The 17,093-nt window shown below is 45.3% G+C and carries 18 protein-coding genes; 9 read left to right on the plus strand and 9 right to left on the minus strand.

What is annotated here, in order from left to right:
- Nucleotides 1-19: 19 nt before the first annotated feature.
- From dnaN to AC3WJC_RS02145, 4 genes are all read left to right on the plus strand, one after another.
- Nucleotides 20-1,144: a DNA polymerase III subunit beta gene (dnaN, locus tag AC3WJC_RS02130; RefSeq protein WP_492397421.1), complete on the plus strand. Its 1,125-nt coding sequence runs from the start codon at nt 20-22 to the stop codon at nt 1,142-1,144.
- Nucleotides 1,145-1,508: 364 nt separating this feature from the next.
- Entirely contained in the window at nt 1,509-2,162 is a 654-nt protein-coding gene (locus tag AC3WJC_RS02135; protein ID WP_492397422.1) for a DUF4397 domain-containing protein, read from the plus strand.
- A 13-nt stretch (nt 2,163-2,175) separates the two neighbouring features.
- Entirely contained in the window at nt 2,176-2,913 is a 738-nt protein-coding gene (locus AC3WJC_RS02140) for a DUF4397 domain-containing protein (RefSeq protein ID WP_492397423.1), read from the plus strand.
- A 38-nt stretch (nt 2,914-2,951) separates the two neighbouring features.
- Nucleotides 2,952-3,602, plus strand: coding sequence for a DedA family protein (locus AC3WJC_RS02145; protein ID WP_492397424.1), 651 nt, complete (start codon nt 2,952-2,954; stop codon nt 3,600-3,602).
- Here AC3WJC_RS02145 and AC3WJC_RS02150 read toward each other — a convergent pair.
- A complete protein-coding gene (locus AC3WJC_RS02150; protein ID WP_492397425.1) occupies nt 3,599-4,498 on the minus strand; it encodes a zinc dependent phospholipase C family protein in 900 nt (299 codons plus the stop codon). The two genes, AC3WJC_RS02145 and AC3WJC_RS02150, sit on opposite strands and share 4 nt — an antisense overlap.
- Before the next feature lie 129 nt (nt 4,499-4,627).
- On the opposite strand from AC3WJC_RS02150, the gene rpsT reads away from it, so the two are divergent.
- The 3 genes from rpsT (at nt 4,628) to AC3WJC_RS02165 (ending at nt 6,124) form a co-directional block, all read left to right on the plus strand.
- Entirely contained in the window at nt 4,628-4,882 is a 255-nt protein-coding gene (gene rpsT, locus AC3WJC_RS02155) for a 30S ribosomal protein S20 (protein WP_492397426.1), read from the plus strand.
- Between the two features lie 223 nt (nt 4,883-5,105).
- A complete protein-coding gene (gene radC / locus AC3WJC_RS02160) occupies nt 5,106-5,804 on the plus strand; it encodes a RadC family protein (protein WP_492397427.1) in 699 nt (232 codons plus the stop codon).
- A 101-nt stretch (nt 5,805-5,905) separates the two neighbouring features.
- Nucleotides 5,906-6,124, plus strand: coding sequence for a hypothetical protein (locus AC3WJC_RS02165; protein ID WP_492397428.1), 219 nt, complete (start codon nt 5,906-5,908; stop codon nt 6,122-6,124).
- A gap of 9 nt (nt 6,125-6,133) precedes the next feature.
- Here AC3WJC_RS02165 and AC3WJC_RS02170 read toward each other — a convergent pair whose 3' ends face one another.
- Together AC3WJC_RS02170 and rlmN are read right to left on the minus strand one after the other, a co-directional pair.
- A complete protein-coding gene (locus tag AC3WJC_RS02170) occupies nt 6,134-6,901 on the minus strand; it encodes a ComF family protein (protein WP_492397429.1) in 768 nt (255 codons plus the stop codon).
- The gene (gene rlmN / locus AC3WJC_RS02175) at nt 6,837-7,898 is read right to left on the minus strand and encodes a dual-specificity RNA methyltransferase RlmN (RefSeq protein WP_492397430.1); all 1,062 of its coding nucleotides are present in this window, start codon (nt 7,896-7,898) and stop codon (nt 6,837-6,839) included. Before rlmN ends, AC3WJC_RS02170 begins: the two co-directional genes overlap by 65 nt.
- Before the next feature lie 146 nt (nt 7,899-8,044).
- Between rlmN and AC3WJC_RS02180 the strand changes: the two genes are divergently transcribed.
- Nucleotides 8,045-9,220 carry an amidohydrolase family protein gene (locus tag AC3WJC_RS02180; protein WP_492397431.1) on the plus strand — a complete coding sequence of 392 codons (1,176 nt, stop codon included), beginning with the start codon at nt 8,045-8,047 and terminating at the stop codon, nt 9,218-9,220.
- Between the two features lie 53 nt (nt 9,221-9,273).
- Here the strand turns inward: AC3WJC_RS02180 and AC3WJC_RS02185 are convergent, their stop codons facing one another.
- The 6 genes from AC3WJC_RS02185 to AC3WJC_RS02210 all read right to left on the minus strand — a co-directional run bounded on the left by AC3WJC_RS02185 (nt 9,274) and on the right by AC3WJC_RS02210 (nt 14,596).
- Nucleotides 9,274-11,154 (minus strand): DNA topoisomerase IV subunit B, encoded by a 1,881-nt coding sequence (locus tag AC3WJC_RS02185; RefSeq protein ID WP_492397432.1) that lies wholly within the window; start codon nt 11,152-11,154, stop codon nt 9,274-9,276.
- 80 nt (nt 11,155-11,234) lie between these two features.
- On the minus strand, nt 11,235-11,915 hold the full coding sequence (locus AC3WJC_RS02190) for a hypothetical protein (RefSeq protein ID WP_492397433.1): 681 nt from the start codon (nt 11,913-11,915) through the stop codon (nt 11,235-11,237).
- Between the two features lie 97 nt (nt 11,916-12,012).
- Complete coding sequence (gene ftcD, locus AC3WJC_RS02195; RefSeq protein ID WP_492397434.1) at nt 12,013-13,005, minus strand: glutamate formimidoyltransferase; 993 nt, start codon at nt 13,003-13,005, stop codon at nt 12,013-12,015.
- 13 nt (nt 13,006-13,018) lie between these two features.
- The gene (locus AC3WJC_RS02200; protein ID WP_492397435.1) at nt 13,019-13,429 is read right to left on the minus strand and encodes a DUF6157 family protein; all 411 of its coding nucleotides are present in this window, start codon (nt 13,427-13,429) and stop codon (nt 13,019-13,021) included.
- Between the two features lie 11 nt (nt 13,430-13,440).
- On the minus strand, nt 13,441-13,827 hold the full coding sequence (locus tag AC3WJC_RS02205) for a DUF3037 domain-containing protein (RefSeq protein WP_492397436.1): 387 nt from the start codon (nt 13,825-13,827) through the stop codon (nt 13,441-13,443).
- Nucleotides 13,805-14,596 carry a HipA family kinase gene (locus AC3WJC_RS02210; protein WP_492398980.1) on the minus strand — a complete coding sequence of 264 codons (792 nt, stop codon included), beginning with the start codon at nt 14,594-14,596 and terminating at the stop codon, nt 13,805-13,807. Before AC3WJC_RS02210 ends, AC3WJC_RS02205 begins: the two co-directional genes overlap by 23 nt.
- Before the next feature lie 192 nt (nt 14,597-14,788).
- Here AC3WJC_RS02210 and AC3WJC_RS02215 point away from each other — a divergent pair, with 192 nt between their 5' ends.
- Nucleotides 14,789-17,077: a S9 family peptidase gene (locus tag AC3WJC_RS02215; protein ID WP_492397437.1), complete on the plus strand. Its 2,289-nt coding sequence runs from the start codon at nt 14,789-14,791 to the stop codon at nt 17,075-17,077.
- The last annotated feature ends 16 nt before the right edge of the window (nt 17,078-17,093 follow it).

Below are 17,093 nucleotides of genomic sequence, written 5' to 3' on the forward strand. Positions count from 1 at the left end.
CTATTATTAAGAAAAATATATGCGATTTATCGTTTCTACATCAACATTGCTTAAACAGTTACAGGCTGTTAGCGGTGCCTTGAGCAACAGCACGGTTTTGCCTATCCTGGAGAACTTTTTGTTCGAGATAAAAGACGGCAATTTAACCATATCGGCAACCGACCTGCAAACCAGCATGACCACCTCGCTGGCGGTAGAGGCAAAGGAGAATGGCCGTATTGCTATACCTTCGCGCATATTGCTTGATACCCTGAAATCATTACCGGAGCAACCTGTAGCCTTTTCGGTTGATGATACTACCTTTGCTATTGAAATAAGCGCGGGCGACGGTAAATACAAACTAAGCGGTGAAAACGGTGAAGACTTCCCGAAAATTCCGGTGGTTGAAAACGCATCATCAGTTAACCTGCCTGCATCAGTATTGGCCGAGGCCATCAACAAAACTATATTCGCGGTAAGTAATGACGAACTGCGCCCGGCCATGACGGGGGTATTCTGCCAGCTATCGGCACAGCACCTTACCTTTGTAGCTACCGATGCGCATAAGCTTGTTCGCTACCGCCGTAAAGATGCCAAAGCAGCCGGCACTACATCATTCATCCTGCCTAAAAAAGCACTGACCTTATTAAAGGCGGCCTTACCGGCTGATGATGTTAACGTATCGGTAGAATATAACAACACCAGCGCCTTTTTTAAATTTGGCAGCATTAACCTGGTATGCCGTTTAATTGATGAGCGCTACCCGGATTACGAAGCGGTTATACCGTTAAACAATCCGAACAAACTGAATATTGACCGTTTGGCATTCCTGGGCTCACTTAACCGTGTGGCTATTTATGCCAACAAAACCACGCATCAGGTAAGGCTGAAGATCAATGGCAGTGAGCTGCACATCTCATCAGAAGATATTGACTTTGCTAACGAAGCACACGAACGTTTAAGCTGCCAGTACGAGGGCGAGGATATTGAAATAGGTTTTAACGCGCGCTTTTTGATAGAGATGCTGAAAAACCTGGGCAGCGAAGAGGTGGTATTGGAAATGTCGACCCCTAATCGTGCCGGATTATTATTGCCACAAGGCGGAGATGAGAACGAAGATGTGCTGATGCTGGTAATGCCGGTAATGCTTAACAGTTATGCATAAGTTGTAAACTTAAATTATAAATCCAACCAAAAGCCGGGCACTTGTGACCGGCTTTTTTTAATACCAGGCTATGCGCAAAACATCGGGAGTTATTTTGATCATATTAAGCTGTATAATAATAGTATTCGCTATCGCAGATAGGATTTCCTATCAAAAATTCACCGGCGAATCGGGCTCCGGCGAAACACTGGGATTTGCTTTGGATTTAAATGGTTTGCTGTTATTTGGTGTGCTCTTGGTATTGGCAGTGTTTCTGTTTATAAGGGGCAGAAGGTTGATTTCGCAGAGTAACGATGCGTAATAAGTTTAACTTTTTGCCATCACATATAACAAACATCACAAACATCAGTTATATATTAGTGCCATGAAATTGAAGGTTTTTGCAATTGTTTTAGCTGTTGCTGCCGTACTGGCCGCGTGCCAAAAGGAGGACACACCGCCTGCCGTACCGCCGTCTGCTGCCATAAATGTGGTTAATGTAAGCGCGCGCAGTTTTAACTTTTTTATGAACGGCAACAGGCTTAACAATACATCAACCATTTATCCGGATGGCGTTTCCGGCTACCTGGAGGTTTACTCAGGGCAGCAAAACTATCAGTTTAAAAATGACGGTTCGGCAGATGTGGCGCTTAGCTTGCCGCTCTCGCTTGATTCCGCCAAAAGCTACACCTTGTTTGCCGCCGCGCTTGACACGGTCAATTACATATTGGTTAATGATGATCTGGATGTTGATACAGGTAATGTGGCTATAGTGCGTTTTGTGAATGCCTCGCCCAAGGTAAACCCGGCCACGCTTTCACTTAATGATACGGCAAAGGTAACCGGCGCGGCTTACCGCTCGGTGTCTGCGCTCATCCGGATTACGCCGGGCCTTAAAAAGCTTGCTGTTACCGGAGGAGGTATAACAGTTAGCGATAGTGTTACCTTTACCCGCGGTAATGCGTATACCATATATAGTAAAGGCGACCCGGCCATAACCGGCGACGGCGGATTTAGCGCGGGCATCATTCAAAATTAACAAGGCTTAAACGATGAACAACCATAAAAGTAACTTGCTGTTAACGCTTACCTTGCTTGTTGCGGGCGTTATGTTTTTCCCGCTTATATCATCATGTACCAAAAACGGTAACATAAACCCAACCGAAGCCAAAATTGAGTACCAGGTAATTAACCTGAGCTATGATGCCTTGCCACTTAATTTATATGTTAAGTTGTTGCGGCAAAATACCAGCGTGTTCAGGTACCCTACGCCATCGGGTTATTTTGGGTTAACCACTATTGATACGCCTTTTCAAATACGTTCGGCCGCTACAGGCAGTGTGGTTAACCTACTCAAAATTGATAGTAGTGATACCAAATTGTCCCGTGAAACTAAGTATTCGTTGTTTATTACCGGCTCACGTGCTCAAAATACGTTAGATTACATTTTTTTGGTTGATACCAGTACAATTCCACGCGTAGGCCGTGGTAAAATACGTTTTGTGAACGCCGCGCCACGGGTAACCGGGGCTAATAATGGCCTTGTGCTCACTGCGAATGATACAGAGGCCTTTAAACAGCAGCAATTTAATTCGGCAAGCGAATATATCGAGCTACCCGCAGGTGTATATGATTTTAAGATAAAGCCCTATGGCTCGCCCACGCAAACGCTGGAAGAAATACCGAGTACCACCATTCAGGATGGCCGGTTGTATACCATATATGCCTATGGCCGCGCCTCATTTACCGATTCAACCGCTTTTGGTGCCGGTATTATAACTAACAGATAGTCGATTTTATTTATATTTTTACGGCAAAATTTACCGCTGTGGAAGTAATAAAGAGCATCATTGATTTTATACTGCATATTGATAAGCACCTTGCCCAAATATCGCACGATTACCAGGGTTGGACTTACCTGATACTCTTTTTGATCATTTTTGCTGAAACCGGCTTTGTAGTAACCCCATTTCTTCCCGGCGATTCATTACTGTTTGCCGCAGGCGCGTTAATAGCCGGCGATCAAACCGGGTTGAACATTTACCTGCTGGCTCTGTTGCTGGTGGTTGCTGCCTTTGTTGGTAATACCGTTAATTACCTGTTAGGCAATTACCTCGGCCCTAAAGTTTTTAAAGAAGATAACAAAATACTCAAGCTTGATTATTACCTGCAAACCAAGGCTTTTTTTGATAAGCATGGGGGTAAGGCGGTAATATTCAGCCGGTTTTTACCTATTATACGTACCATTGCGCCATTTGTGGCCGGTGTGGGCAGTATGCCTTTTGGCAGGTATAGCTTGTATAACATCACCGGAGGCTTTGCCTGGGTGATCAGCTTTTTATTCCTGGGGTTCTTTTTTGGTAACATCCCAGTAGTAAAAGAGAACTTTACGCTGGTAGTATTCGCCATCATACTGTTCTCTATAGTGCCACCGATATGGGCCGCGGTTAAAAGCCGTTCTCGTAAAAAAACTATTTAATTTTTCGGGATAGCAGCGGGCTTGGCGATTAGTTTATTCAAATCAGGCTGCCCGGCATCAACCCAGGCCGAAAACCAATAACTCGCAGCCTCATACATGGACGAGCGCATTTGGCGTTCAACCATGCCTTTGAGTAGGGTATGATAGGCCTTGCAATATTCGGGCGCGTATACTTTTACCTTGCGCTGTCCACGCTTCTCCATGGTGTATTTCTTATCAGCCGGAAAGCGTTTATTAAGCAGCCGCTCCAACCGCAGCACACTATCCGCTTTGCCGAATGATCGCTGGCAGATCAAAAAAGCCTCTGTTAGCGGGTTGTCAATGTATTTGGCTTTGTTGATAGGGTAACGGTACTTGCTGGCAAATAATTCCGGCAGGCGGCTTTCCCACAGGGCGTGTATGCCATCCTGTCCGCTTAGCTGCCCGTCATGGTTCAGTACCAAATGCAGGGGCACATGGGCATCGGCTACGTAATGTGCCAGGTCGGCCGAGTTACGCAGGATAGAAGTGGTGTCGTGCTCTTTAAAAGCCTTCACCAGCCAGTAATAGCGTTGTTGAATGGTCCAGGGCAGGATGCCGTGTTTGAGTAGAGTATCGTGCGTGTAGCGTTTCTCAAAATCCTTCCACTTTCGTGGGATGGTTCTGAATGGCGTTTTGCCATAGCGGTCGGCATTAAAAAAGTGGCGGGGTATCTCGGCCGAGTCAACATACCGGCGTTTATCGGCAGTGATGGCGTGCTCGGTGATAAAATTAATATTAGCCTTATAAAAAGGTGCCATGCCTTTAGGCAGGGCATATACAGCCATCCGGTTGATGCGCTGATGGGCGAAATAACCCCATGACGACAGTATGAACAGGCTCAGGATGGCAACCGCGCTGCGCGCCGTTATTTTCATATTCAAATATGCTGATTAACTTTAACATCCAAAATAAAACGAATTTTAAAAAGGCTTTGTATAATTAAAAAAATCAATCTATATTTGCACTCTTAAAATTCAAGAAATAAAAGGATAACAAGCTATAAGATGGCAAATCATAAATCATCATTAAAGAGAATCAGATCAAACGCTGCGAAGCGTCTGCGTAACAGGTATCAGGCTAAAACAACCCGTAATGCTATCAAAAAGTTAAGGGGTTCAACAACTAAGGCTGAAGGGTCAGAGTTATTAGGTAAAGTAATATCAATGCTTGATCGTTTAGCTAAAAAGAACGTTATTCATAAAAACAAAGCGTCAAACAATAAATCAAAACTTACTAAATTCGTTAACGGTTTAGCATAAGCTTTATTTATTAAATCATATTGAAGGGATAGTGCATTGCATTATCCCTTTTTTGGTTGGTTAATATTCTCGATCAGGATTTTCAGTATTATAGAATGAGCAGGATGTTTGAACTGTGATTTTCAGAATTAATTAAACTAAATTTTGTTCATCCTAAAATTCTGAAAAATTCAGGTTCAGACGAAATTCAGGTTCACACAAAATTCCATACATTCGGGTACTGATGAGCAATTACCAAAACCATATCAGCATAAAGGCCTGGGCCGAGGAAGACCGCCCGCGCGAAAAGTTGAGCGGACAGGGCCGCCGTTCACTTACCGATGCCGAACTGATAGCCATACTCATTGGTTCGGGTAGCCGTGATGAATCAGCCGTTGAGTTGAGCAAGCGCATTTTGCACCATTATGAGAATGACCTGAACAAATTGGGCAAGGCATCCATCAGTGAATTATGCCGGTTTAAGGGCGTAGGTGAGGCCAAGGCGATCTCTATTATAGCCGCGCTTGAGGTTGGCCGCCGCCGTAACGAAACGGAGAGCAAGCCGCCCGAAGAGGTAAAAGGCAGCAATGATGTTTTTAAGCTGATGCGCCGCCACCTGATGGATCTGAACCACGAGGAGTTTTGGATCGTGCTGCTCAGCCGGTCGTCAAAAGTATTATCAAAGGAATTGGTGAGCCGGGGCGGTATATCAGGCACGGTAGCCGATCCGAAGATCATATTTTATATGGCCCTGCAGCAGCAGGCCAGTGCCATCGTATTGATCCACAATCATCCATCAGGCAACCTTAAACCAAGCCAGTTGGATATTGACCTGACCAAAAAGGTAGTGAACGCCGGTAAAATGCTGGATATTAATGTGCTCGATCATTTAATTATTACCGACAAAGGTTACCTGAGCTTTGCGGATGAGGATCTGTTGTGATAAATAAACGGATGGCTTTATAACAAGGTTTATCCTGCTTTATGTATTTTTAAAACATCAAAGTAATAACAGGGTTATACATAAACACTAATTTTATAATTATGATAGAGCCAGAAGACGATCAGTTACAGCAAGACGACCAGTTAAGCCAAAATGACGAACAAGCCAGCCAGCAGGATCTGCATTCAAACGGTTTTGATGATACCGTTGAGGATATTGGCGAAATTGATGAAACCAGCAATGCGCAGCAAGCTTATGATGCTTCTGAAAGTTCATACGTGCTTGATTTTGGCGACGATACCGACCCTGACGAGGATTAACAGCAATACCTACTCGGCGTAAGCAATAGTAGCGATGCTTAGCTTCAGGCCGGGTACTTTAAGCAATTCTATACCGCAGGCTTCCAGTGTGGAGCCTGTGGTTACAATATCATCAACAAGCAAAATATGCTTGTTAGCCAGTCTGCCCTCATCTGCTACGGCAAAAACCTGCTGCATATTTTCAAACCTGGCAAAGCGCGATTTACGGGTTTGTGTTTCGGTAGCCACAGTGCGTATCAAATTATTTAATTCAATACTTACATTCAGTTTTTGCGACAAGCCCTCGGCAAATAACTGGCTTTGGTTATAACCACGCTTGCGCAGCTTACTTTTGTGCAGCGGCACGGGTATAATAAAATCAAATGGAGCCGGTTGATTTATGGCTTGCAATTTTTCGCCTGCCATTTGGCCTAACATAATGCCTATCTGTTTCTCGCCATCATACTTAAAACGGTGAATAAGGTTTTGCACTTTGCCGCCCTTGGTAAAATACAGCAGGGCATAAGCCTGCTCCACTTTTAATTTACCCCAAAACTGGCGTGCAACAATATTGTCTTTTTGCTGGTGGAAGTTGGTATAGGGTAAATCAAACCGGCAGTCGGTACAAATAACCTGTTCACCTTTTATAAGTTGCTTGTTACAGGCGGCGCAAAGGTCAGGAAAAATGAGCGCAATAAAGTCGACTAGGTAAGTATTGCGCAGCCACATGTAATTAAACGGCTTTTTCCTTTTCTTTAATGGCAAGCTGTCCGCAGGCGGCATCAATATCTTTACCACGGCTGCGGCGCAGGTTGGTGATAATGCCTTGTTTGCGCAGGTAAGCGGCAAAGGCCTCAACCTTATCCTCGCCGGCATTTATGTAGCTTGCAAAAGCAATAGGGTTGTACTCAATAATATTAACCTTGCAGGGCAGGTGCTTGCAAAAGCGGGCAAGCTCAATAGCATCCTGTATATTATCATTAACGCCGTCAAAAATAATATACTCGTAGGTTACCGGGTTTTTGGTTTTGGCGTAGTAGTACTTTAATGCGTCGGCTAATGCTTTAAGCGAGTTTTGCTCGTTAATAGGCATAATGGTATTGCGCTTCTCGTCATTAGCGGCATGGAGCGATAGCGCCAGGTTAAACTTAACCTGATCATCGCCCAGTTTTTTGATCATTTTGGCAATCCCCGCGGTTGACACCGTAATGCGTTTGGCCGCCATATTTAACCCATCTTCAGAGGTGATCTTTTCGATGGATTTCATTACGTTGGCATAGTTAAGCAAGGGCTCACCCATACCCATGTATACAATATTGGTAAGCGGCTGGTTATAATTTTCGCGGGCTTGTTTATCAATCAGTACCACCTGGTCGTAAATCTCATCAGGGTTAAGGTTGCGTTTACGCTCCATATAGCCGGTAGCACAAAATTTGCAGGTAAGGCTGCAGCCCACTTGTGATGATACGCAGGCGGTAATTCGCTCGGGTGTAGGTATCAATACACCCTCAATTAAATGGTTGTCGTGTAAAATAAAAGAATTTTTTATAGTTTTATCACCACTTAGCTGTGAGGTATGAATTTTAACATTATTTATAGTGAAATTCTGCTCGAGCTTTGTACGTAGTTCTTTCGAAATATTGCTCATTTCGTCAAATGAAAAGCAGGATTTTTTCCAAAGCCACTCGTATACTTGTTTAGCTCTGAAGCCCTTTTCGCCCATTTGGGTAAATTGATCCTGTAAAGCGTTGAGGGTTAAGCTTCGGATGTCTGTTTTAACAGTTGCAGTGTTCACGGTACAAAAGTACTTAAATTTAAAAGTTTATGTGTTTTTGTAAAATCATTTCTTTTTATTTGATTAAAAAACAACAACTATAAGTTAATTGTATTAATTATGGGCATATTTGGGAAGGAAGTTTGAGAAGATGCTAACAGATACCGATGAAAAATTTTAGAGCCGATTACGTTTTTCCAATTTATGCCGATCCGATAAAGAATGGTATCGTTACCGTTGATGATGACGGTAAGATCATAGCAGTTACAGACGACCCCGACACCATAACCGGCCCCATAGAGCAATTAAGCGGCATTATTTGCCCCGGCTTTGTAAACACCCACTGCCATTTAGAGCTTTCGCACATGAAAGATAAAATAGCCGCCGGTAACGGTTTGGTTAATTTTGTTAAAGATGTGATTACCATGCGCCGTACGGTTGTTGCCAATGAGCAGGAAGTTGAACAGGCCGCCAAAGCCGCCGACCAACTGATGTATGATAATGGTATTGTGGCCGTTGGTGATATATCAAATACGGATGTTACCGCCCCGGTAAAAAAAGAAAGTAAAATTTATTACCATACGTTTGTTGAGGCCATGAGCTTTGTGCCCGAACGTGCGCAGGCTGTTTTTGACAGCGCGCTCGAAACACTGCAAAGCTTTAAACCGCTGTCTGTTTCCCTTACCCCGCATGCACCTTACTCAGTATCAAAGGAATTATTCAGGCTGATAAAAAAATACAGCGATAACGGCAAAAACCTCATCAGCATACATAACCAGGAGTGTGAGGACGAAAATAAGTTTTACCGCTATAAGCTCGGTGAGTTTAACGATTTGTATAAGTTTTTAGAGATAGACATTAATTATTTTAAACCGCAGGCACGTAATTCCATACAGTCCATTGTGCCATTGCTAAGCAATAACCAGGAAATACTGCTGGTGCATAACACCTGCACTAATTTAAAGGATATTTATTTTGTACGGCGCTTTGATAAGCGGGTTAACTGGTGCTTTTGCCCCAATGCCAACTTATATATTGAGAAGCGTTTGCCTAAAATTAACCTGTTTATTGATCAGGGTTTTAACATTACCCTGGGTACAGACAGCCTGGCCTCCAATAGCGGACTAAGCATATTAGGCGAAATGGCTACTATTCAGGAGCATTTTCCGCAAATAGGTATTGAAAAGCTGCTAAATTGGGCCACCATTAACGGCGCTGAGTTTTTAGAGATCGATAATAAATATGGGTCGCTGATGCCGGGCAAAGCACCCGGACTAAACCTGATAACGGGGCTTGATAATTTGAAGATAACGCCTGAAACCAAAGTGCGACGATTAGTATAAACAACAAAGCCTGCTTAAATTTAAGCAGGCTTTGTTGTTTATTGTTGTTGGTATTAAATAGCTACAGCCAGTTCTGCTGCAGCTACCAGTGGGTTAATGGTTTCGTCATCCTTTTCAACACGCAGGTTTTGTACAATGTGCTGTTGGCGGGCAGGGGTATTTTTGCCCATAAAGTACTCTAACAAACCTTTAATGTTGGCATCCTTTAAAAATACCGGGTCAAGGCGTATGTCCTTGCCTATAAACAAGCCAAATTCATCGGGCGATATCTCACCTAAGCCCTTAAAGCGGGTTATTTCGGGTTTGTTACCCAGTTTGGCAATGGCGTTTCGGCGCTCTTCATCGCTATAGCAATAAATGGTTTCCTTTTTATTACGCACCCTGAAAAGCGGGGTTTGCAATATAGATACGTGCCCGGCCTTAACCAAGTCAGGGAAGAACTGCAAAAAGAACGTCATTAACAACAGGCGGATGTGCATGCCATCCACATCGGCATCAGTAGCTATCACAATATTGTTGTAACGCAGGTTATCAATACCGTCCTCAATATTAAGGGCGTGTTGTAACAGGTTAAACTCTTCATTTTCATAAACTACCTTTTTGGTCAAACCGAAACAGTTAAGCGGCTTACCTTTCAGGCTGAATACGGCCTGGGTCATTACATCGCGCGATTTGGTGATCGATCCGCTGGCTGAGTCACCTTCGGTGATGAATAGCGTAGTTTCCTGTTTGCGTTCGTGGTTATCATCAAAATGCAGTTTGCAATCGCGCAGCTTACGGTTATGCAGCGATGCTTTTTTGGCACGCTCGTTAGCCAGTTTTTTAATGCCGGCAATATCCTTACGCTCACGCTCTGATTGCAGGATGCGTTTTTGCAACTCATCAGCAACTGCCTGGTTTTTATGTAGGTAGTTGTCGAGCTCCTTTTTAACAAAATCATTAATAAAGCCGCGCACGGTAGGTCCATCCGGCGCGATGTTTTGCGAGCCCAGTTTGGTTTTAGTTTGCGATTCAAACACCGGCTCCTGCACCTTAATGGCTATTGCCGCCACAATGGATGCACGCACATCAGCCGCGTCAAACTCTTTTTTATAGTATTCGCGGATGGTTTTAACCACCGCCTCACGGAAAGCTGCCTGGTGTGTGCCGCCCTGCGTGGTATGCTGTCCGTTAACAAACGAATAATATTCCTCACCGTATTGCTGCCCATGCGTCATGGCTATTTCTATGTCCTCACCCTTCAGGTGAATGATTGGGTAGCGTATGGTGTCCGGATTGGTATGGCGGCTAAGCAGATCATGCAGGCCACGCTCCGAAAAATATTTTTGCCCGTTAAAGTTGATGGTAAGCCCTGAGTTAAGGTAAACATAATTCCATATCATGTTCTCCACAAACTCCGGTATAAAGCGGTAATGCCTGAAAATGGTATCATCAGGCATAAAGTTAATGGCGGTACCATTGCGCTGGCTGGTTTCCTTCTCCGGCTCATCCCTGATGATCTCGCCTTTGGCAAACTCCGCTATCTTGGTGCGCCCGTCACGGTAGGATTGTACGGTGAACGCGGTAGACAAAGCGTTTACTGCCTTGGTACCCACACCATTTAAACCTACCGATTTCTGGAAGGCTTTACTATCATATTTACCGCCGGTATTTATTTTGGAAACACAGTCGATCACCTTGCCCAGCGGAATGCCACGGCCATAATCGCGTACGCTTACTTTATGATCGCTCATGTTCACCTCAATGGTGCGGCCACTACCCATCACAAACTCATCTATCGAGTTATCTACGATCTCTTTCAGCAACACATAAATGCCATCATCATACGCCGAGCCGTCACCCAGTTTACCAATGTACATGCCGGGGCGAAGGCGTATGTGCTCTTTCCAATCGAGCGAGCGGATGCTATCTTCACTATAATTTGGTTCAGCCATATATGCAAACGTTGTTTGTTGGGTGCAAAAATACACCCGGTTAAAGCAAAAATAAAGTTTTTAGCAGCGTTAGTCAGCCCTTAATCTGCTAACTTACTAACATTTTGAGCTATTGGTTTGAATTTGAGGCTGCTGCCGGCACGTTCAACATTCTTATAAAATTCGGGATCTTTCTGGTTGGTAAAGCAAACCATCAATATTGTGCCGGTATGAAATTTTTGCAGGGCGATAAGCAGCGCGTACTGGTAATGCTTGGTTTCGGGCATGTCCTCTAACGAGAGCATGTACGACCGGCCTGCATCGGCATTGTAGCGTTTAAGCGCCGTTGCGGGTAACACACGTACAAACGAATTGCGCTGCCCCGTAAAAGCGATAGCGTGGGCCTGGGCGATCTCCTTGTAGACGGAGTCGGGATTGGCCAGTTTTAATTGCTCGTTAGCTTTAACTCGCTCGTAACTGGCCCAGTTCTCCTTTTGTGAGCGTACCTGGTACCATACCTCAAACTCGCGGCCGGGTATAGCCATGGCATAATCAAAAGTAAAATCCTCATTGTTAAGTGCCGTAAGTTCTTTAAAACCCTCGGGGGTTTTAAAAGTTACATTCGCACGGGTTACGATGCTGTCAAAAACAGCGTATTGTGTAGTGGTTTTAAGTTTTGACGGCTGTTTTTTAGGTTTTACCTGGGCTGTGGCTGTTATGACAATAACAAATAATACGGATGGCAAAATAAATCGCGCTATTTGTATTGTTTTCAGCCTCATTAATAATTAGGAGATATTAAACCGAATGTAAAACAAACAATTATTAATTCAAAATAATATTCAAGTACTGTTTACGAATGAGGAAAAAAATAAGGTTTTAATTAATATCTAAAAGGTATTCAATCACTCTTTTTTTAACGTTGAAACCGGTCAGGGCATCAAGTTTTAATTCACTAACGGCTGTTTGTACCAGATCATCTTCATTTTCCTGCTGATCGATACCGTGGCGGGCTGAAAAATATTTACCCGCTTCAATCAAACAGGTAAGCGGTATCAGACCGATCAATTCACTGCCGGTAACTTCCGCGCCAAGTTTTTGTGCCTGCCGTTTTACCTCTTCAAACACAATGTGTACCGGTGTGCGCTCCATATTGGTGAGGTTCATGGATACCTGGGCGGCATGGTACTCATCCATATACCAGCCAATGGCTTTTAAAAATTTAAGGCTGCCGGGCATGCCTTTATAACCGCTTTCGCGCACGGCATAAGCGATTTTTTTGGCGGTTTCTACAGATGTAGTATCAAGCGTAATATTATAAGCCACCAGGTAATTACGCGCGCCGATTACCGTTGCCCCGCGTTTGGCATCCATTTCGGTAGGGCCGTAGTCGGGCTGCCAGCCGGGTTGGTGTATCTTATTAAAAAATCCTTCGTACTCACCGGAGCGGATAATGGAGAGGTTGCTGCGGCGCTTATCGGGCTGTGAATTTTCGTAAAGGTAAACCGGTATCTGCAACTCCTCGCCAACACGGCGAGCTAACTGACCGGCATACTCAACCACTTCATCCATGCTAATGCCCCTTACCGGCACCAGCGGACAAACATCGGTGGCACCCATGCGGGGGTGCTCGCCTTTTTGCGTACGCATGTCGATCAGTTCACCGGCGGTTTTAATGGCGGCGAAGGCGGCATCAACCACGGCCTGCGGCTCGCCAACAAAGGTGATCACGGTGCGGTTGGCATCATGCCCCGGGTCAACATTAAGCAGATGTACACCCTCAACACTACTGATGGCCTTGGCGATAGCGGCAATGGTTTCAGTATTAATGCCCTCGCTAAAGTTGGGTACGCATTCTATAATTTGTTTCATGGGATGATATGCCTTAGGCTTTTTTCGAGCGCATGGCCTTTAACTGTTTAAGCTGCTTATCATGGCTGTATTGCTCATACTCCTCGCTGCCTAAACCATAAATAGCTACATTGCCATCGGCATTGCTGTGTATACCCCAGCCGTAACGCTTTGCCAGGGTTGATGAGCGCAGGCAGGCTTGTCCTTTTGAAAAATATTGCTCGCAGGCAGCCTTCTTTTCCGCTCCGCTTATGTTATTCTTCAACGCGTAAGCCTCAAATACCACATCATCCGAAGTAAACTCATAAGGGTGGTGCGCCATCATATCAAACTGAATATTGGCGATGGTTTTATGATCACCCTTTACCGGCGGAACTTCGGCTACTTTAACCGGGCAATCCTCAGCTACCTGGATAAAGGTATCGTAATAGTTAGTGGTGTGCATGTTATAATTATTTACAAAACCAATTTCTCAAACAATAGCTTTAACTTTTGCGCCGGGTCGCCATCGCATAAACCGGGATGGGTTTTTGATGATTGTACCACCGTGCTGCGGGTAGCCGTTAACCACCTGAAACGAGAGGCTACATCCAGCGTACCAATCGGCCCCCCGGCTTTACTGCCCAGGCTGATCTGCTCAAAGGCGGCAAAGTGATGTTTCAACTCCTCAATATCCAGTTCACTGTACAGGGCTTTCAGCCGGTCGGCATCCAGCTTGTACTCAAAGCCAAGGTACTTTTGCTTCGGGCAGTACAGAATAACTCCTACGTTTATAAATTCCTCGCGCTCTACCCTGGGTACAACGCGCACTACGGCATACTCAAACAGTTGCGGCTCGGGCATGCTGTACCTCCTTTACAAAAACTTCCGACGCGGCAATGCGGCGGATCAAAAATTCATAATAAACATCCCTGCGTGCTTTAGGCTCTTCATCGCCAAGCCAGCTAAGCGGTATCAGGTTAACTATGCTGCGGATGCGCTCATTGGTCAGGATGGCCTTAAAATCGACATCGGCCTGCTCAATTTGCGTAGCCAATGGCAGCAGCACATGATCTTTGATCTGCGTGAAGGGGCGCAGTGCCATCTCCTGCCAGTTATCCCACGAGTGGTGGAAGTATAACGATGCGCCATGATCTATCAGCCACAGCTCCTTATGCCAAACCAGCATATTGGTGTTGCGCGGGGTTCGGTCAACGTTGGTCAGTAGAGCATCCAGCCATACAATGCGTGAAGCTAGTTGCTCATCCAGCCGGGTAACCACCGGGTCGAACGTGATAGCGCCAGACAGGTAATGCAAGGCCAGGTTAAGGCCAACACTTGCTTTCAGCAAATCCTGTATCTCCTCATCGGGTTCTGAGCGGCCAAAGGCGGTATCCAGGTTGGCGAATACCAGCTCGGGCACCCTGAAACCCAGCAGGCGGGCCATTTCGCAGCCTATCAGCTCGGCAATCAATGCCTTAACACCCTGCCCGGCACCCCGAAATTTGAGCACATATAAAAAATTATCATCGGCCTCGGCAATGGCCGGTAGCGAGCCTCCCTCGCGCAGCGGTGTAACGTAACGGGTAACATTTACGGTACGCAGCTCCGGCCTGAAATCTGCATTGTCCATCCGGCTAAAATAAGGCAATAATGTTGAATTATATAGCCGCTTTGCCATGCTTTGTAACAGCAATATAACCTGGCCACATACAATATTACCTGATGATCTTCAGATTTTAACCGATATGCCTGCGGGCTGTGTTTTTACTACCAGGTGTTGTATTTTACCGTCAAATATCCCCGTTAATTGGATTTAAACATCATGAACATACGCTTAGTTATACCCTGCATAGCGGCAGCCTCCCTTTTTATACAGGGCGCATTTGCCCAGCAACCAAAAGTTACGCCTTATTTACCCACGCAGCAGGAGGTGCTCCAATCATTCAAAAAAGCAAATGAGTTAGATACCGCCCTTAAAAGCATAGCCGTAGTTACCGGCATAAACCCTAACTGGCAACCTGATGGTAACAGCTTTTGGTACCGCAAGGCGCTTGATAACCGCGAGGCCGTGTATTATCTGGTAGATGCCGCCACCGGCAAAAAACAGTTGGCTTTTGATCATGAACGCCTGGCCAAAGCCATTGCTAAAGTAACGGATAAAAAGGCCGATGCGCAAAAACTATGGATCAATGAGCTGTTTTATAGCGATGATAAAAGCAGCATAACCTTTAAAACAGGTAACGACTGGTTAAAATGCGACCTCAAAAATTATAAAGCCGAAAAAGCAACCAAACCTGAGCAGCAAGCTTATAACCCTAACCGACCGCTGCAGCGCCGCCGTTACCGCTGGGGTGGCTTTAATACCGATTCGGTATCGCCGGATAAGCAATGGGCGGCTATGCAAAAGAAAGGTAACCTGGTTATAAAAAATACGAAAACCGGCGCCGAAACCATTTTAAGCACTGATGGCACATCGGATGTGCCGTATGGCGAGTTCGCCTGGTCGCCGGATGGGCAATATATCGTGGGTTATAAAATCAACTATAAAAAAACAAAGGATGTTTACTATGTGCTGAGTTCGGTACCGGGTACCACCCGCGGCCAGTTGCGTACACGCGAATACGCCCAGCCCGGAGATGATTTTACCAGTTATGAGCCTTTTATCTTCAACGTAAAAACAAAGAAACAACTAAAGGTTGAGGCCGATAAGATAGACTTTTTTGGCGCGCCCGAATTGCACTTTCGTGAAGGTAACAGCCGCTACTTTACGTTTGAAAAGGTTGACCGCGGGCACCAGCGTTTCAGGCTGATAGAGGTGGATTGCCAAACCGGCAAAACACGTAATGTTATTGATGAACGTACAAAAATGTTTATTTATGAGCAGCGGATATTTACCTATTATTTGCCCAAAACCAACGAAGCGGTATGGGTAACCGAGCAAGATGGCTGGAGGCACGCTTACCTGGTAAATACACTTACCGGCAAGCAACAACTTATAACCAAAGGCAACTGGGTGCTGCGCGATATTGATAGTGTTGACGTACAAAAAAGGCAATTATGGTTTAAAGGCAGCGGCATGAACGCCGGTGAGGACCCTTACTTTATACATTACTACCGCATCGGTTTTAACGGCAAGGGATTGATTGACCTTACCCCCGAAAAAGGCAACCACCAGGTAACTTATTCGCCGGATAGAAAGTACATGATAGATGCTTACTCGCAGGTTAATGTAGCACCGGTAGTGGCTTTGCGCAATACCGCCACAGGTAAAAAGATAGCCGATTTAGAAACGGGTGATCTGTCGAAATTATTGGCTACCGGCCTTAAACTGCCCGAGGTTTTTGTGGCTAAGGCGCGTGATGGTAAAACGGATATCTGGGGTGTGGTTTATCGCCCGGCCAATATGGATGCTAATAAGGCCTACCCGGTTATTGAAAACATCTATGCCGGCCCGCAGGACTCATTTGTACCCAAGAATTTCGCGGCTGTTAACGAGATGCAGAGCATTGCCCAACTGGGTTTTATTGTGGTACAGATAGATGGCATGGGTACGGCAAACCGCTCAAAGGCATTTCATGATGTATGCTGGAAAAACCTGGCCGATGCCGGTTTTGATGATCGTATTTTGTGGATGAAAGCGCTTGCCGCTAAATATCCGCAGGTTGATGTAAGCAGGGTAGGTTTATATGGTACCTCAGCCGGCGGACAAAATGCCGCGGGCGGCCTGCTGTTTCACCCTGAATTTTATAAGGTGGGCGTAGCCGCCTGTGGCTGCCATGATAACCGTATTGATAAGCAATGGTGGAACGAGCAGTGGATGGGTTACCCGGTTGGCCCGCATTATGGCGCGCAATCAAACATCACCAATGCGGCCAAACTGCAAGGCAACTTAATGCTGATAGTAGGGGAGGCCGATGAGAATGTTCCACCTGAATCAACCCTGCGTTTCGCGGATGAGTTGATAAAGGCTAATAAGGATTTTGAGTTGCTGGTTATACCGGGCATGGGCCATAGCGATGGCGGTGTATACGGCAGGCGCAGTAAAAAGAATTTCTTTATCAAACACCTGCTCAAAACCGAACCGCCGGTTAGGGGTAGCGAAGGGATTTAATAAAACAACAACTGCC

This window comes from Mucilaginibacter sp. FW306-07-L (genome assembly GCF_058782065.1).

Excerpts from the sequence above, each read along its gene's own strand:
- dnaN (WP_492397421.1), top strand. The coding sequence starts at position 20 with ATGCGATTTATCGTTTCTACATCAACATTGCTTAAACAGTTACAGGCT.
- AC3WJC_RS02135 (WP_492397422.1), top strand. The coding sequence starts at position 1,509 with ATGAAATTGAAGGTTTTTGCAATTGTTTTAGCTGTTGCTGCCGTACTG.
- AC3WJC_RS02140 (WP_492397423.1), top strand. The coding sequence starts at position 2,176 with ATGAACAACCATAAAAGTAACTTGCTGTTAACGCTTACCTTGCTTGTT.
- AC3WJC_RS02150 (WP_492397425.1), bottom strand. The coding sequence starts at position 4,498 with ATGAAAATAACGGCGCGCAGCGCGGTTGCCATCCTGAGCCTGTTCATA.
- rpsT (WP_492397426.1), top strand. The coding sequence starts at position 4,628 with ATGGCAAATCATAAATCATCATTAAAGAGAATCAGATCAAACGCTGCG.
- radC (WP_492397427.1), top strand. The coding sequence starts at position 5,106 with ATGAGCAATTACCAAAACCATATCAGCATAAAGGCCTGGGCCGAGGAA.
- AC3WJC_RS02165 (WP_492397428.1), top strand. The coding sequence starts at position 5,906 with ATGATAGAGCCAGAAGACGATCAGTTACAGCAAGACGACCAGTTAAGC.
- AC3WJC_RS02180 (WP_492397431.1), top strand. The coding sequence starts at position 8,045 with ATGAAAAATTTTAGAGCCGATTACGTTTTTCCAATTTATGCCGATCCG.
- AC3WJC_RS02185 (WP_492397432.1), bottom strand. The coding sequence starts at position 11,154 with ATGGCTGAACCAAATTATAGTGAAGATAGCATCCGCTCGCTCGATTGG.
- AC3WJC_RS02190 (WP_492397433.1), bottom strand. The coding sequence starts at position 11,915 with ATGAGGCTGAAAACAATACAAATAGCGCGATTTATTTTGCCATCCGTA.
- ftcD (WP_492397434.1), bottom strand. The coding sequence starts at position 13,005 with ATGAAACAAATTATAGAATGCGTACCCAACTTTAGCGAGGGCATTAAT.
- AC3WJC_RS02200 (WP_492397435.1), bottom strand. The coding sequence starts at position 13,429 with ATGCACACCACTAACTATTACGATACCTTTATCCAGGTAGCTGAGGAT.
- AC3WJC_RS02205 (WP_492397436.1), bottom strand. The coding sequence starts at position 13,827 with ATGCCCGAGCCGCAACTGTTTGAGTATGCCGTAGTGCGCGTTGTACCC.
- AC3WJC_RS02210 (WP_492398980.1), bottom strand. The coding sequence starts at position 14,596 with ATGGACAATGCAGATTTCAGGCCGGAGCTGCGTACCGTAAATGTTACC.
- AC3WJC_RS02215 (WP_492397437.1), top strand. The coding sequence starts at position 14,789 with ATGAACATACGCTTAGTTATACCCTGCATAGCGGCAGCCTCCCTTTTT.